General features: G+C 70.7%; 10 protein-coding genes. 1 reads left to right on the top strand and 9 read right to left on the bottom strand.

Translation table 11 applies throughout. From position 1 onward, the window contains the following. Positions 1–41 precede the first annotated feature (41 nt). From OG430_RS24140 to OG430_RS24125, 4 genes are all read right to left on the bottom strand, one after another. Positions 42–1,481, bottom strand: coding sequence for an FG-GAP and VCBS repeat-containing protein (locus OG430_RS24140; RefSeq protein WP_327354671.1), 1,440 nt, complete (start codon positions 1,479–1,481; stop codon positions 42–44). A gap of 104 nt (positions 1,482–1,585) precedes the next feature. Continuing rightward, positions 1,586–3,013: an FG-GAP repeat domain-containing protein gene (locus OG430_RS24135; protein WP_327354670.1), complete on the bottom strand. Its 1,428-nt coding sequence runs from the start codon at positions 3,011–3,013 to the stop codon at positions 1,586–1,588. A gap of 91 nt (positions 3,014–3,104) precedes the next feature. Then, positions 3,105–4,580 (bottom strand): FG-GAP repeat protein, encoded by a 1,476-nt coding sequence (locus tag OG430_RS24130; RefSeq protein WP_327354669.1) that lies wholly within the window; start codon positions 4,578–4,580, stop codon positions 3,105–3,107. 172 nt (positions 4,581–4,752) lie between these two features. Next, entirely contained in the window at positions 4,753–6,060 is a 1,308-nt protein-coding gene (locus OG430_RS24125; RefSeq protein ID WP_327354668.1) for an FG-GAP repeat domain-containing protein, read from the bottom strand. Between the two features lie 273 nt (positions 6,061–6,333). Between OG430_RS24125 and OG430_RS24120 the strand changes: the two genes are divergently transcribed. Continuing rightward, on the top strand, positions 6,334–7,266 hold the full coding sequence (locus OG430_RS24120) for a hypothetical protein (protein ID WP_327354667.1): 933 nt from the start codon (positions 6,334–6,336) through the stop codon (positions 7,264–7,266). A gap of 141 nt (positions 7,267–7,407) precedes the next feature. Here OG430_RS24120 and OG430_RS24115 read toward each other — a convergent pair whose 3' ends face one another. The 5 genes from OG430_RS24115 to OG430_RS24095 all read right to left on the bottom strand — a co-directional run bounded on the left by OG430_RS24115 (position 7,408) and on the right by OG430_RS24095 (position 14,453). Beyond that, entirely contained in the window at positions 7,408–8,580 is a 1,173-nt protein-coding gene (locus OG430_RS24115) for a hypothetical protein (protein WP_327354666.1), read from the bottom strand. Continuing rightward, positions 8,577–9,788 carry a hypothetical protein gene (locus OG430_RS24110; RefSeq protein ID WP_327354665.1) on the bottom strand — a complete coding sequence of 404 codons (1,212 nt, stop codon included), beginning with the start codon at positions 9,786–9,788 and terminating at the stop codon, positions 8,577–8,579. The genes OG430_RS24115 and OG430_RS24110 overlap by 4 nt, the downstream gene beginning before the upstream one ends. A gap of 156 nt (positions 9,789–9,944) precedes the next feature. Then, positions 9,945–12,212 (bottom strand): (Fe-S)-binding protein, encoded by a 2,268-nt coding sequence (locus OG430_RS24105; protein ID WP_327354664.1) that lies wholly within the window; start codon positions 12,210–12,212, stop codon positions 9,945–9,947. 142 nt (positions 12,213–12,354) lie between these two features. After that, on the bottom strand, positions 12,355–13,131 hold the full coding sequence (locus OG430_RS24100; protein ID WP_327354663.1) for a class I SAM-dependent methyltransferase: 777 nt from the start codon (positions 13,129–13,131) through the stop codon (positions 12,355–12,357). Between the two features lie 59 nt (positions 13,132–13,190). Continuing rightward, positions 13,191–14,453 carry a nucleotide sugar dehydrogenase gene (locus OG430_RS24095; protein WP_327354662.1) on the bottom strand — a complete coding sequence of 421 codons (1,263 nt, stop codon included), beginning with the start codon at positions 14,451–14,453 and terminating at the stop codon, positions 13,191–13,193. Positions 14,454–14,587: the final 134 nt, after the last annotated feature.

Here is a 14,587-nt window from a genome sequence, read left to right as displayed (position 1 = left end):
CGGGACGTGGGGTGCGCGGGGGCCGTGCCTAGAGCCCGTGCCTAGAGCCCCAGCACCTCGCCGTACTTGAGGGCACCGTTCGGCAGCGCGAAGCCGAACGGCGTCAGCGACTTGCCCAGCGGGTACGTCTCCTCGGTGCTGCTCGGCGCGAACCAGACGCCACCCGACTTGGGGTCACCGGCGTTCTCGCCGGGGGCGCTCACGCCCGTGTCCCACAGCCCGTCCTTGTTGAAGTCGCCGACGGTCACCTGGGCGCCGAAGCGGTCGCCGGCCTCGGCCGTGCCGGGCATGTTCACGGTGCTCTGGCTGCGGGCCAGACCGCCGTACAGGCCGTGCTCCGTGCCGTTCAGGGTGACGTAGCCGCCCGCGTTCTTCACGGTGCCGACGTCCTCGCCGGGCACGCCGACCACCAGCTCCGGGCGGTCGTCGCCGTTCAGGTCGCCCGCGCTGAGCGCGGCGCCGAAGTCGTCGCCCTCCTCGGCGGTGCCGCCGACCTCCGGGCTCGACTGGGTGAAGCACTCGTACTCGGTGCCGAAGGGCGCGGACTTCGAGCCGTTGAGTACGAGCGCGGTGCCGCCGAGCAGGTCCGTGCAATGCCGGTCGTCCGACTCGAAGGGGGGATGTACGAGGCCGACCGCGAGGTCGTCCGTGCCGTCCTGGTCGAAGTCCTCGACGGCGAGCGCGCTGCCGAAGTCACCGGTGGACCACCACTGGGCGGGCCCGGCCTGGCCCCAGCGCGTGATGAACGTGCCGGAGTCCTCCATGGCCGCCCAGGTGGTGGCGAGGTCGTCCCGGCCGTCGCCGTCGAAGTCGCCGGTGGCCAGGTCCTTGGTGGCGCCGCCCATGCCGTACTGGCGCACAGTGGTGGGGGCCACCGGGTCGGCGGTGAGCGGACCCGGGCGGAACCGGAGCGAGCCCCGCTCCTCGCCGCTCTCGCCGTACGCGAGGTCGGTGTCGCCGTCGCCGTCGTAGTCGCCCGCGGCGAGGGTGTTGCCGATCTTGCTGAACTCGCCCGAGCCCCTGGCCACGGTGGTGCCCTGGAAGTCGAGCCCCGGCGTGATCGACAGGACGGTGATGGTGCCCTCGTCCTGGAGCTGCTCGGAGGTGAGCGACTCGCCGCCGGCGCCGACGATGAGCTCGGTGCGCCCGTCGCCGTCCACGTCGGCGGGGGTCAGGGCGGAGCCGAAGCGGTCGCCCGCCTCGGGGGTGCCGGGTATGCCGGCGTCGGCCTGGCTGATTTCGCCGGTGGACTGGCTCGGGCTCTGGTTGCCGCCCCAGATCACGCTGATGTAGCCGGCCTTGGCCTTGCCGTTCACCGTGGCGTTCGGCATGCCGACCGCGATGTCCGCGTATCCGTCGCCGTTGAAGTCGAACCGCGGCGGAGCCGTGACCGCGGCGGCGCTCCCGGCGAACGGCAGGGTCAGCCCGGCCGCGGTCAGGGCCGCAACGGCCGCTGTGGCAGCGAGGGTTCGTACACGCACGTGGGTCTCCCGGAAATCGAAATGAGGGGGGTAAGGCTTCCGGGGGGTGTGACTCGTGAGGCGTACGAAGGGTTGTGCGAAAGTGGCCCCCGGGTGAACGCGGTCTACTTCAAACGGAGTTGGACCCCCAGGTCCTCCGGTGTGAAGCGGTGCGCGTGCTTGACGTCGAGCCCGTCCGCCGACCCGGGCAGCACCAGGAACGCGCCCCGGCCCTTGTAGTCGTACTCCGAGTACGCGATCACGTCCTGCTTTCCGTCCCCGTTCACGTCGAGCAGGTCGGAGACGCCGAATTCCGACTTCAGCGGGATCTTGGACTCGATGCCCGGGTCGTCGCCGTAGATCTCCTGCTCCCGGTTCCGGTCGGGTCCCTGGGATCCGCCGGGAATCAGGATGATCCGGTCCGTGTCGATCAGGTGGAAGCCCTCGCGGCCGGTCACCAGATCGGGCACCTTGTCGCCGTTCACATCGCCGGCCCGCGGGCCGACGCCCCAGTAGGTGCCCTTCTCCGCGAGCTCCTTGGCCGCCTTCCCCTTGCCCAGGCCCGACTTGGCGCCGTACACGACCGTGATCCGCGAGGTGTTCAGATGCGCGCCGGAGCCGGAGGCCAGCAGGTCGTCGATGCCGTCGCCGTCCATGTCCCCGGTGTGGGGCGTGCGCGGCCCGTCCTGGGTGCCGAGCAGGGCTTCGAGGTCGGGCGTGGTCGTGCCGCCGTCGACCAGGCCCTCGGGCGAGCCCCGGTAGTGAGCGACGGACCGCAGGTCGTCGGGCGCGGACTCGTCCTCCTCGGCGTCATAGCTGTACGTGAAGATCACGTCGGTACGGCCGTCTGCGTCGAAGTCGCCCGTGGTGGCGGTCTGCGGGCTGGCGTATCCGTGCTGGCCCAGGTCGAGTTCGGCCTCGCGGGCGAACTTGCCGGAGCGCTCGATCGGCCCGGACAGCAGCCGTCCGCCCCGGTGTCCGGGCAGCTCGTCGGGGTCGCCGCTGCCGCCCCGGCCGCCGTCGATCAGATCGGTGGAGCCGTCGCCGTCGAAGTCGCCGGCGGCCAGCGGGAGGAAGCCTTTGGGGAGCCCAGGCAGGGCGGCGGGCTTGCCGAGGCCGCGCGCACCGCCGTACGCGACGAAGGGCGTGCCGGTCTGGTCCGCGCCGCGCGTGCCGACCAGATCGGTGAAGCCGTCGCCGTCGAGGTCCGTACGCGAAAGATCGCCGAACCAGGCGTAGTTGGTGCTCCCGGCCGAGATGCGCGTGACCGTTTCGGGGCGCAGCCCCTTGGCCGAGCCGTAGACCACGACCAGCGTGCTGGTGCCCTTCTCCTTGTCCTTGCTGTGGGGCTCGAGCAACGACATGTAGTCGTCGTAGCCGTCACCGTTGAAGTCCGCGGGGTCCGGCTCGTCGGCCGGTTTGCCCGAGGCGGGCGGGGCGGGCGGCAGTTTCGCGTCGTCGTCCCCGCCGCCGCCCGAGCCACAGCCGGTGAGCAGCAGGGCGGTGCAGCTCAGGGCTGCGGTCAGGTGGCGGCGGGGACGACGTACGGGCATGAACTGTCCTTCTGCATGGGGGGATTGGCGGATCGCCGGATCGCCGGATCGTTGAGTTGCCGGGTTGCCGGATCGTGGGGGGGGATCCGGGTCAGTCGTTCAGCACGGACCCGAAGGCGCGGTTCACATAGGTGAGCCCGAAGTCCGGCGCGCTGAACGACGTGGCCCCGCTCGTGGTGAGCCCGGAAGACGAGCCGCGCAGCACCCAGTCGGCGCCGTCGCCCGTGGACCCGGCGACGACGTCCTCGCCGGCCGCGGCGACCGTGACGTCCGCCTTGCCGTCGCCGTTGACGTCGCCGGTGCGTACGTCCGAGCCGAAGTGGTCGTTCTTCTCGGCGGCGCCCGGGACCCCGGCGGTGGACTGGTGGAAGGCCTGCGCCCCGGTGCCGGTCAGGCCGCGCGAGGAGCCCTTGAGCAGCACGATCTCGCCGGTCTTCGCGATGCCGTCGACGGTCTCGTCGGGCACGCCGACCGCGACGTCGGCATAGCCGTCGCCGGTGACATCGCCGACCGAGACGGAGGCGCCGAAGGCGTCACCGGCCTCGTTGGCGCCGGGGACGCCCGCGGTGTTCTGGTCGAAGGAGACCGGTGCGCCGGGCCCGTTCGCGCTGCCGTAGCGGACCTGGATGCGGCCGGCACCGCTGTTGACGTTCTTGCCGCCGGTGACCAGGTCGGCATAGCCGTCCTTGTTGATGTCACCGCTCGCGACGATCGAGGAGTCGGTGCTGTAGGTCTCGCCCCCGAGGTCCTTGGTGAACTCGACGCCGCCGGGCCCGCCGGCCGCGTACCCGAGCCACGCGCAGCTGTCCTCGCCCTCCTCGCCGCACTCCTGGTTGCCGGTGACGATGATGCTCGCGCTGCCGGACTTGGTGTAGTCGCCGACGGTCAGGTCCGAGAAGGAGCTGAACCAGGGCTCCATGTACGGGCCGTACGTCACCTCGATCGCCTTGGACGGGGTCGTACGGCTGAATCCGTCGCCGTACCAGTACAGCCGGCCGCTGGCGAGCGAGACGAGCTGGGCGCTGCCGTCGCCGTCCATGTCGGCGATGGCCACCTGGGCGCCGAATTCCAGGTCGTGCTCGCCGGCCGGTGCGGAGGTGTCGATCGGGCTGGTGGTCGAAGTCCCGCCGTACGAAAGGCCGTTGGGGCCGCCCCACAGTACGGTGACCGACCCGGTGTTGGCGGTGCCGTCGAGCACCTCGCCCGGCGCGGACACCGCGAGGTCGGCGTAGCCGTCCCCGTCGAGGTCGCCCGTCGCGAAGTCGGCGCCGAACCGGTCGCCCGCCTCGGCTGCTCCCGGGACCTGGGGTGAAGCCTGGCTGAGGGTCAGGGAGTTGGACGGGCGGACGCCGGTCGCCGATCCATAACTCACGGTCACCTGGCCCGCCTTGTCCTTGCCGCCGACCACGGCGTTCGGGGTGGCGACGACGTCGTCGCCGACGCCGTCGCCGTTGAAGTCGTTCGGCTTCGCCTCGACCGCGCTCGCGGTGGGGGCGAGCTGCAGGGTCAGGCCGGTGGCCGCGGCGGTCACCACGGCTGCGGCTATGGCGAGGTTGCGTACGCGCAAAGCAGTGCTCCAGTCTCGGACGGACGGAAGGAAAGCGGATGAAAGAAGAGCGGACGGACGACGGCGGACGGACGAAGGGGAGCGTGGGGCTCCGGCCTTCGGCACTCCGACCTCCGGGGTGGCCGGAAGGTTGTATGTGCACGGCCAAAAAGTGAACTGCCCAAAACGTGAACTACGAGGAGGCCTTGGCGAACACGGCTGTGGAGAAGGTGACTTCGGCCTTCGGCGCGATCCCGTCCTTCGTCCCCGGATACACCGCGACCCGGTCCTTGCCCTCGCCCTCGCTCAGCTGGACCACCAGGTCGTCCCGCTCGTCCCCGTTCAGGTCGGCGACCTCGACGACCCGGGCGGCGGTCAGCCCGGCCGGCAGCTTCACCGGTGCCGCCGCCGACAGACCCTGCGTACGCCCCTTGTAGACCTTCAACTCCTGGGCGACGACGACGAGTTCGCTCAGCCCGTCCCCGTCGAAGTCGCCGGCCCGCAGCCCGGTGCTCGACCCCTTCAGCGTCGCCCGCGCCGTCCCCGGCACGTCATAGCGCAGGGCGAGCCCGCTCCCGGTGCCGATCGCGGCGTCCATGCCCTTGCCCTTGCCGAACCGGCCGAGGGCCAGCTGGTCCCCGGCCGGGAAGACCACGCCGGTCTGCGCGGGGCCGGTCGGGCCGCCGAGGACGAGGGAGGACTTCGCGGTGCCGCCGCCCGCGTACACGACCAGGTCGTCGTAGCCGTCGCGGTCGACGTCGAGGGCGGGGCCGCGCAGCACGGTGCCGGGCGCCTTGAGGAGCTTGCCGGAGCGGGGGGCGCCCTTCTTGGAGAAGGGGCCGCGCAGGAAGCTGATCTGGGCGTTGCTCGCGTGCACCACCAGGTCGGCGGCCTTGTCGCCGTCGAAGTCGCCGCAGACGGGCTGGTCGGACCACTCGTTCCCGTCGCGGGCCGCGCCCGGCACGGTCAGCTTGACCGCCTTGCCGCCGAGGCCGGTGGGGGAGCCGAAGAGGATCTGCAGCGGGACGGGCGGGCGGCCGATGCCGTTGTACGGGGGGTCCGTGGCGACGACCAGATCGGTGAAGCCGTCCTTGTTCAGGTCGCAGCTCGCGGCCGAGTCGAAGGCCGCCGGCAGCTGCCCCTTGGTGGCGGCGCCGTTCTTGCGGGCGCTGAGCAGTCGGCGGGCCCCGGCGTCGATGCCGCGCGCGGAGCCCTTCCGGGTGCCGTACGCGATGCCGATGCCCGCGTCGTCGCCCTGCCCTTCGTGCACGAGGTCGTCGAGGACGAGGTCCCGCAGGCCGTCGCCGTTGAAGTCGTCCGGCGTGCTGCTGCCGTCACCGCGCGGGACGGGGACCAGGGGCGTCGCGCCCTTGTTCGCCATGGAGACGGGGTCGGGGCTCTTCTTGTCGTCGGCCGCCGCCCCTTCTCCGTCGGAGGGACCGCCGCAGCCCGCGAGCATCGCCGCGCACCCCACCGCCGCCACCGCGACTCGTATCCGCACGACCCACCCACCCCATCCGTGTCTTGTTTCCCCATGATGCTCTCGCTGCGTCATTGCGTTAAGACAACGGACGCATCCCGATCAGTGGTTCGCCCGGGCGGAGTGAGTGGTTGAAATCCGACCTATTTACGATCTTGCGTTACAGCCCTGGGCTGGTCGTTACATTACGTACGGCTTACACAGACATTGCCCTTCTAACTTCGTAGTCAGCAGCAAACGCTGCAAACGCAGCGACCGCAGCACACGCAGACCGCAGAGTTACGAGGGATCACCATGCGCGCCAACCGACGCACCATTCGCACCGCCGCCATCGCGACCGGCGCCCTGGCCGCCCTCGCTCTGCCTGCCGGTGCCGCCTTCGCCGACGCGTCCGACGCTCCGGCCACCAAGCCCGCGCCGTCCGCTTCGGCTTCGCCCGACTCCTCGACGTCCGAGACTCCGGAGCCCACGGCTCCGTCGAACTCCTCGGACCCGTCGAAGCCGTCGAGTGCGCACAAGCTCCGTGAGTTCGTGAAGACCGAGAAGCTCGCCGACGGCTCCGTCGCCAAGGTCTACAAGACCGCGAAGGACCGCTTCGAGGCCGAGATCTGGGCGAACGGCCAGAAGCTCGACACCCTCGTCTCCCAGGGCGGCAAGCCCGCGCAGGGCGAGAACAACGGCCTGCACGTGACCCTGCAGCCCAACGGCCAGATCAAGTCCTGGGTCGAGGGCGGCGCCAAGCAGGAGAACAAGCCGGGCAAGGCCGAGGACGACGCCACCACCGTCAAGATCACGATGCCCGACGGCCGGATCGCCAAGCTCATGGACGGCCCGCGCGTCGAGATCTCCATGCCGAACGGCAAATTCCTGGGCGCGCTCGACAAGAACAACCCGTCGACCGTCAAGGGCGGCTGGACGTACAAGATCGACCGGTCCGGCCACCTGCACAAGTTCGTGGTCACCGACGGCCGTGGCGGCTGCAGCTGGGTCTACGACTTCAGCGGCAAGCTGATCGAGAAGTACACCGTCAAGGCGGGCAAGCACACCGCGGCGGCCGGCGAGAACAAGAAGATCGCCACCCCGAAGGGCGGCGTCAAGGCCGGTGTCGAGGGCGTCGAGGCGCCCACCACGGGCAGCGCCCCGCTGGTCGCGGCCGGCGGCGGCATGGCGGCACTCGGCGCCGCGGGCCTCGGCTTCGCGCTCCTTCGCCGCCGCACCGACGGCTGAGGCCGCTGACGGCGGAAGGGATTGCTCAGCCCCGCTCGGAGGGGGGCTGAGAACTGACTGAGGGGCCGGCACGGGGCGGCCCCTCAGTCGTATGCGTACACCGGTCGGTCCGGTACGCGCACGGGGATGGCGGCCGGGTTCTCAGACCGGCTTGTCGATCTGGGCCACCAGATACGCCCCGTACAGCAGCGAGAGCACGGCCGGTACGGCGAGCAGGGCGACCACCTTGCGACGCCCGGTCCGCAGCAGGCCGACCGCCACCGGAAGCAGCAGCGGGAACGCGGGCAGCAGGAAGCGCGCCTTGCACGCGGGGTTGCCGGACTGGCCGAGGGCGAGGACCAGCAGGGCCGCCGTGTAGACCAGCAGCGGCGGCGGGGCGAGTTTCCCGCGTACGAGAAACGCGAAGGCCACCAGCGCCGCGACGACGACGAGCAGCATGACGTAGAACCGCAACTCCTCGCGGGTCAGGAGCAGATGGGCGGTGTAGCGCAGCATGAAGTAGCCGAAGTCGAAGCTCGACTCCCACTTCGCCTGCACTTCCAGATACCCGAGCGGATTCCCGGTGCGCACGCCGACCCAGGCCACATGGCCGAGCCAGCCGAGCGGCGCGAGGGCCGCCCCCGCCCAGGCCCGCGGGTTGCGGCGGTCAAGGGCGGCCGCGACGAAGACGGCCGCGATCACGGCGAGCCCGCTGGGCCGGGTGAGGCCCGCCAGCGCGGCGAGCATGCCCGCGAGGACCGGGCGCCGGGTGAGCAGCGCGTACAGCGCCCACGCGCACAGCGCGATGAACAGGGCCTCCGCATAGGCCATGTTGAGCACGACCGCGTGCGGCAGCAGCGCCCACAGCGCCACCAGGACCAGGCCCGCCCGCCGCCCGTGCAGCAGCTCACCGATCGCGAAGATCCCCCACGCGGCGACGACTCCCGCGCACCCCGAAACCAGGAGCGCCGCGTCCACCGGACCGAGCGGCAGCAGCTCGGTGACGGCCCGTACGCAGCCCGGGTAGAGGGGGAAGAAGGCGAGATCGCTGTACGTCAGGCCGTCGGGCGTGACGAACCAGGTGCGGTAGCCGTGTTGCGCGATGTGCAGGTAGTACAGCGAGTCCCAGGACTGACCGAGGACGGTGCGCGGATGTCGGCCCGCCGAAAGGGCCCAAGTCACCACGCAGAGCAGCCCGATGAGCCGTACCGCCAGATAGCAGACGAGGGCGGGCGCCGCACGGCGCAGGGCGCGGGGCGCGGTGAGGCGCGGTGCGCTGCGGCGGGGTGCGCGGACCGACTGGCGGGGGAGGCGGGACAGCGAGGTCTCGGTCACGGCTGCCCCAACTCGGCGCTCTGGGCTGCCACTTGGCCGGATTCCCGCTCGCCGCGCCGGGCCGGCGGCACCACCGCGACGCCCCACCCGCGCACCGTCTCGACGAGCAGCGGCACCCCGAGCGCGACGGGCAGCCACGCGAGCACCCACAGCCGGTCGAGCTCTTCGAGCAGCGGATGCGCGACGGCCGTGCCGATCCCGGTGAGCCCCACGGCGATCCCCGGCACCGCGAGCACCGGCCGCCCGCGCCACAGCGCGAAGCAGCACACCGCGAGCAGCACGGCGAACCCGGCGTTCAGGTGCAGCCAGGACGGCCAGTACCCGGCCTCCAGCGCCAGCATCCCGCGCACCGGATCCGGCACGTCGGGCCGGGTGAAGTACCGGGTCAGCGTGTCCTGCATGGACTCGCTCAGCCCCGGCAGACCGAGCGCCGCCGTCGTCACGTTGACCACGAGGGCCGCCCCCGCGGACCCGCCGAGCAGTGCCAATGCCCGCCGGTACAGGGTGACTTGATGCCGTACGCGCCATGCGTACGCCCCCGCCACCGCGGCCAGGCACACGGTGAGCAGCATCGCCGTCGAGTACTTGGCGAGCCCGACCGCCGCGAGCCCCGCCACCAGCCAGGTCCAGCCGGCCCTGCGCCGCCCCTCCAGGACGTGGACCGCGCCGATCGCACAAGCCACGACGCACGGGGCGACCAGGGTGTCGGCGAGGTGCCGGGCCCCCCAGTAGCCGAGCCCTCCCATCAGGGCCACGACCTGCCCGGCCAGGGCCGCGTACCGGGGTGTGCCCGCGATCCGCAGCAGCCGGTACACCAGCACCCCGAGCGTCGTCGTCAGCGCGAGCGACAGCAGCCACAGCCCCTTGAGCACGCCGAACGCGGCGATGAACGGGGCGGCCAGGAGCGGGTATCCGGGCCGGGTGTCGAAGATGCGCTCGTAGCGGGGGTGGTCGGGGAGCAGGCCGTGCGGGTTGGCCTTGAGACAGGCCGCGCGGTTCGGCGCGGGCTGGGCGTCGCAGTACGCGTCACGGGCCGCGAGCTGCGCCTCGGCCCGTTCCATGCCGAGCAGCTGCAGACTGGCGCGGGTGTAGCGGTAGCTGTCGTTGGAGAAGCCCCCACCGCCTTGCGTGACGCTGTGGAAGCCCGTCAGGACGAGGGCGATCAGGACCGGTGCGGCCCAGCGCCGCAGGAAGTTCGGCTGGTGCATGGGCCCTGTCTAGGGTCCGCCCGGGCCCCGGCGGACGAGCCGCGCCGCCGCTACCCGCGTATGGCGCATGCGCGACGGCCGGTGCCACGGTCACCCGTGACACCGGCCGTTGTCGGCTGCGTACGGCCGAAGTCGGCTGCGTACGACCGAGAAGCCCTACTTCACCGGCTCCGGCTCCGGAGCGTCCTCGGACTCCTCCGAACCCGCCGGGTCCACCGGAGTCTTCACGGAGTCGAGCAGCAGCTGCGCCACGTCGACGACCTGCAGCGACTCCTTCGCGGCCCCGTCGTTCTTCTTGCCGTTGACCGAGTCCGTCAGCATCACCAGACAGAACGGGCAGGCGGTCGACACGATGTCCGGGTTGAGGGACAGCGCCTCGTCCACGCGCTCGGTGTTGATGCGCTTGCCGATCCGCTCCTCCATCCACATCCTGGCGCCACCGGCGCCACAGCAGAAGCCGCGCTCCTTGTGGCGGTGCATCTCCTGCTGACGCAGGCCCGGGACGGCGTCCATGATCTGGCGCGGGGGCGTGTAGATCTTGTTGTGACGGCCCAGGTAGCAGGGGTCGTGGTAGGTGATCAGACCCTCGACCGGGGTGACCGGGATCAGCTTGCCCTCGTCGATGAGGTGCTGGAGCAGCTGGGTGTGGTGGATGACCTCGTAGTCGCCGCCGAGCTGCGGGTACTCGTTGCCGAGGGTGTTGAGGCAGTGCGGGCAGGTCGCGACGATCTTCTTCGCGGACTTGGGCTTCTTGGTCGCCTCGTCCTCGTCGTCCTCACCGAACGCCGCGTTCAGCGTGGCGACGTTCTCCATGCCGAGCTCCTGGAACAGCGGCTCGTTGCCGAGGCGCCGTGCCGAGTCACCGGTGCACTTCTCGTCGCCGCCCATGATCGCGAACTTGACGCCCGCCATGTGCAGGAGCTCCGCGAAGGCCTTGGTGGTCTTCTTGGCCCGGTCCTCCAGGGCGCCCGCGCAGCCGACCCAGTAGAGGTACTCGACCTCGGTGAGGTCTTCGATGTCCTTGCCGACGACCGGGATCTCGAAGTCGACTTCCTTCGTCCACTCCAGGCGCTGCTTCTTGGCGAGCCCCCAGGGGTTGCCCTTCTTCTCCAGGTTCTTGAGCATCGTGCCGGCCTCGCTGGGGAAGCTGGACTCGATCATCACCTGGTAGCGGCGCATGTCGACGATGTGGTCGACGTGCTCGATGTCGACCGGGCACTGCTCGACACAGGCGCCGCAGGTGGTGCAGGACCACAGGACGTCCGGGTCGATGACGCCGTTCTCTTCGAGGGTGCCGATCAACGGGCGCTCGGCTTCCGCGAGAGCGGCGGCCGGTACGTCGGCCAGCTGCTCGGCGCTCGCCTTCTCCTCGCCCTCCATGGACTTGCCGCCACCCGCGAGCAGGTACGGCGCCTTGGCGTGCGCGTGGTCCCGAAGGGACATGATCAGCAGCTTGGGGGAGAGCGGCTTTCCGGTGTTCCAGGCGGGGCACTGCGACTGGCAACGCCCGCACTCGGTGCAGGTGGAGAAGTCGAGGATGCCCTTCCAGGAGAACTGCTCGACCTGGGAGACGCCGAAGACGTCGTCTTCGCCCGGGTCCTCGAAGTCGATCTCCTTGCCGCCGGACGTCATCGGAAGCAGCGCGCCCAGCGAGGTCCCGCCGTCCGCGTTCCGCTTGAACCAGATGTTCGGGAAGGCGAGGAAGCGGTGCCAGGCGACACCCATGTCGGTCTTCAGCGCGACCGTGATCATCCAGATGAAGGAGGTCGCGATCTTCAGCCCGGCGAAGAAGTAGACGAGGTTCTGGAGCGTGGACAGGTCCATGCCCGAGAACCACGAGACGAACGGGTACGAGATGAAGAACGAGGCCTCGTAGCCGTCCACGTGGTGCAGGGCGCCTTCAAGGGCGTGCAGCGTGAAGATGCAGACGCCGACGATCAGGATGACCGTCTCGACGAAGTACGCCTGGCCGGTGTTGGAGCCGGCGAAGCGGGACTTGCGGCCCGCGCCGCCGGGCCGGTTCAGCTGCCGGATGACGATCAGGGTCAGGATGCCGAGCACCGTCATCGTGCCGATGAACTCGACGAACATGTTGTACGGCGCCCAGCTGCCGATGATCGGCAGTTCCCAGTCGGCCTTGAAGAGCTGGCCGGTGGCGTTGACGATCGTCAGGAGCAGCGAGAAGAAGCCCACGGCCACGAACCAGTGCGCCACACCGACGATGCCCCAGCGGTTCATCCTGGTGTGGCCCAGGAACTCCCTGGCCACGGTGACAGTGCGCTGTACGGGTTCGTCGGTGCGCGTCCCCGCGGGGACGTTCTGTCCGAGCCGCACGAAGCGGTAGATCTGCGCGATGGCTCGGGCGAACAGCGCGACGCCGACCACGATCAGGACCATCGAGACGATGATCGCGGCGAGTTGCATTGGGGGCTCCTCGGGCCTGCGAGGTGGGGCTTCCAGCGGGATTACTAAGCGGTAACTTATGCAGTCCGTCTGAGACTACCCACTACCGGCTCCGCAATGTAGCCGGGGGCGCGGTGATCTGTGTCGCTGAGGCTGGCCTCAGTCAGGCGTCCTTGACCCTGGCAACCATGCTGATCTCGGCGAAGAAGCCGGGCCGCCACCTGGACAGGGCCGTGCCGAGCCGGTCGCCGAAGTAGCGCGGCGCCTCGTAGTAGGGGTGGAACTCGGTGGACGCGTACCCGCAGCGCTCGGTCAGCATCAGCGAGAGCGACCGGTACGTGAAGTAGTGCAGATGCCCCTCGTCGTGCAGGTCGGCGGGCACCCCGTCGCCGCGCGTCAGGCCCTCGTCGACCGAGGCCGTCGAGGGGAAGCGGCCCCCGGCCAGCCGCAGCCGCCGCGTCCACTTGGCGATGTTCGGGGTGTCTACGTACACGAACCCGCCCGGCTTGAGCAGCGAGGCGATGTCCCGCATCGCGCCCATCGGGTCGATGAGGTGCTCGATCAGGGCGAGCATCACCACGGCGTCGTACTTGCCGCTCAGCTTCTCGGAGGGGCGCTCCGCGTCCGCGTACGCGACCTCGAAGCGCGGGTCGGTGAAGGCGCGGCGCAGTCCGGCGAGGCGGGGCGGGGAGATCTCGCTCAGCGTGTAGCTGCCGAACGGTACGCCGCCGGCCCTGAGGCTCTCCCCGATCTGCCCGTTGCCCGCGGCGAGCTCCAGGACGTCGGCGCCGGGCGGCAGCAGCCGGGCGAGGTTGGCGACCGCGTTGCCCGCACGGTGGCGGGGCCGGCGGACGTCGAGGGGGTACGCGGGCGGCGCGGGGGCGACCTCCTCGGCGGCGTACTTGTCCTCGTAGTGCTCCAGCAGTCGGTTGGGGATCATGGCCGCTCCTTCGGTGAAGGTGGGTGGATTGCCGGGTTCGGCAGGAATGTGGCAGCTGCTCAGAGCCGGTCGACGCCCCCGCCGCACCGGTTGCGCGTGTCGAGCACGTACGGCGCCTCGCGCGCGACGAGCTCGTAGTCGAAGACGTCGTGGTCCGTCGTGAGCACCACCGCGTCGGCCTCGCGCAGCTCCGCCGCCGTCAGCTCGACGCAGAGCACCTCGGCCGGCAGCTCGCGCGGGTCGGCGTACGGCTCGACGGCGCGCACCCGGGCGCCGCGCTCGCGCAGCACCTCGCAGACGGCGACGGCGGGGGATTCGCGTACGTCCCCGGTGTTCTTCTTGTACGCGAGCCCGAGGACGAGCACCCGCGCCCCGTCCAGCGGCCGGCGAAGGCCCGCCTCGACGCGGCGTACGACGTGCTCCGGCATGTGCTCGTTGATCTCCTGGGCCAGCGACACGAACCGCACGTCGTGCTGCAGCTGCCGGCGTACCTGCCAGGACAGATAGGAGGGGTCGACGGGCAGACAGTGCCCGCCGACGCCGGGGCCCGGATAGAAGGGCATGAAGCCGAACGGCTTCGTCGCCGCCGCCTCGACCGCCTCCCAGATGTCGACGCCGAGCGGCCGCGCGCACATCGCGAGCTCGTTGACGAGGGCGATGTTGACCTGCCGGAAGGTGTTCTCCAGGAGCTTGGTCAGCTCCGCGGTGCGCGGCGAGGAGACCGGCACGGTGCGCTGCACGATCCGGTCGTAGAACGCCTCGACCGCTTCGAGCGAGTCGTCGTCGATGCCGGAGACGACCTTCGGGGTGTTCTCCAGCTGCCAGCGCGGATTGCCCGGGTCGATGCGCTCCGGGCTGTAGCCGACGTGGAAGTCGGCCCCGGCGCGCAGCCCGCTGCCCCGCTCCAGGAGCGGCAGCAGGACGTCCTGGGTGGTGCCGGGATAGCTGGTCGACTCCAGGACGACCGTGGCGCCGGGGCGAAGCAGCGGGGCGATCGAGGTGCCGGCGCTCTCGATGTACGAGAGGTCCGGGGCCCCGTCGCGCAGCGGGGTCGGCACGGTGATCACGCAGACGTCGAACCCGGCGGCGTCCACGGCGTCCACGGTGAACCCGAGCCGGCCGGTGTCCAGCGCGGCGAGCAGCCGGTCGGCGGTGATGTCCTCGACGTACGAGTCCCCGGCGGTCAGCCGCTTGACCCGCTGTTCGTCGATGTCGAGCCCGACGACCGCGAACCCGGCCTCCACGGCGCGCACGGCGAGCGGCAGCCCGACGTATCCGAGGCCGACGACCACCACAGTGCGTACGGCACCTGCTGTTTCCATGCGCTGTCCTCAATTCGCGGCGATCCGACGAAGTGAATCGTGTTATTCGCCACATATTGGGACATAGCGAACTAGCTTATTGGTGGCTCGAGCCTGGTGCGCCCTATCCGCATCACCCCGATACCGCAACCGCA

It is taken from the genome of Streptomyces sp. NBC_01304, assembly GCF_035975855.1.
Lineage (GTDB): Bacteria > Actinomycetota > Actinomycetes > Streptomycetales > Streptomycetaceae > Streptomyces.
The sequence above is the reverse complement of the archived record's forward strand: the minus strand, read 5'-3'. Positions and strand labels throughout refer to the sequence as shown.

Excerpts from the sequence above, each read along its gene's own strand:
- OG430_RS24120 (WP_327354667.1), top strand. The coding sequence starts at position 6,334 with ATGCGCGCCAACCGACGCACCATTCGCACCGCCGCCATCGCGACCGGC.
- OG430_RS24105 (WP_327354664.1), bottom strand. The coding sequence starts at position 12,212 with ATGCAACTCGCCGCGATCATCGTCTCGATGGTCCTGATCGTGGTCGGC.
- OG430_RS24100 (WP_327354663.1), bottom strand. The coding sequence starts at position 13,131 with ATGATCCCCAACCGACTGCTGGAGCACTACGAGGACAAGTACGCCGCC.
- OG430_RS24110 (WP_327354665.1), bottom strand. The coding sequence starts at position 9,788 with ATGCACCAGCCGAACTTCCTGCGGCGCTGGGCCGCACCGGTCCTGATC.
- OG430_RS24095 (WP_327354662.1), bottom strand. The coding sequence starts at position 14,453 with ATGGAAACAGCAGGTGCCGTACGCACTGTGGTGGTCGTCGGCCTCGGA.
- OG430_RS24135 (WP_327354670.1), bottom strand. The coding sequence starts at position 3,013 with ATGCCCGTACGTCGTCCCCGCCGCCACCTGACCGCAGCCCTGAGCTGC.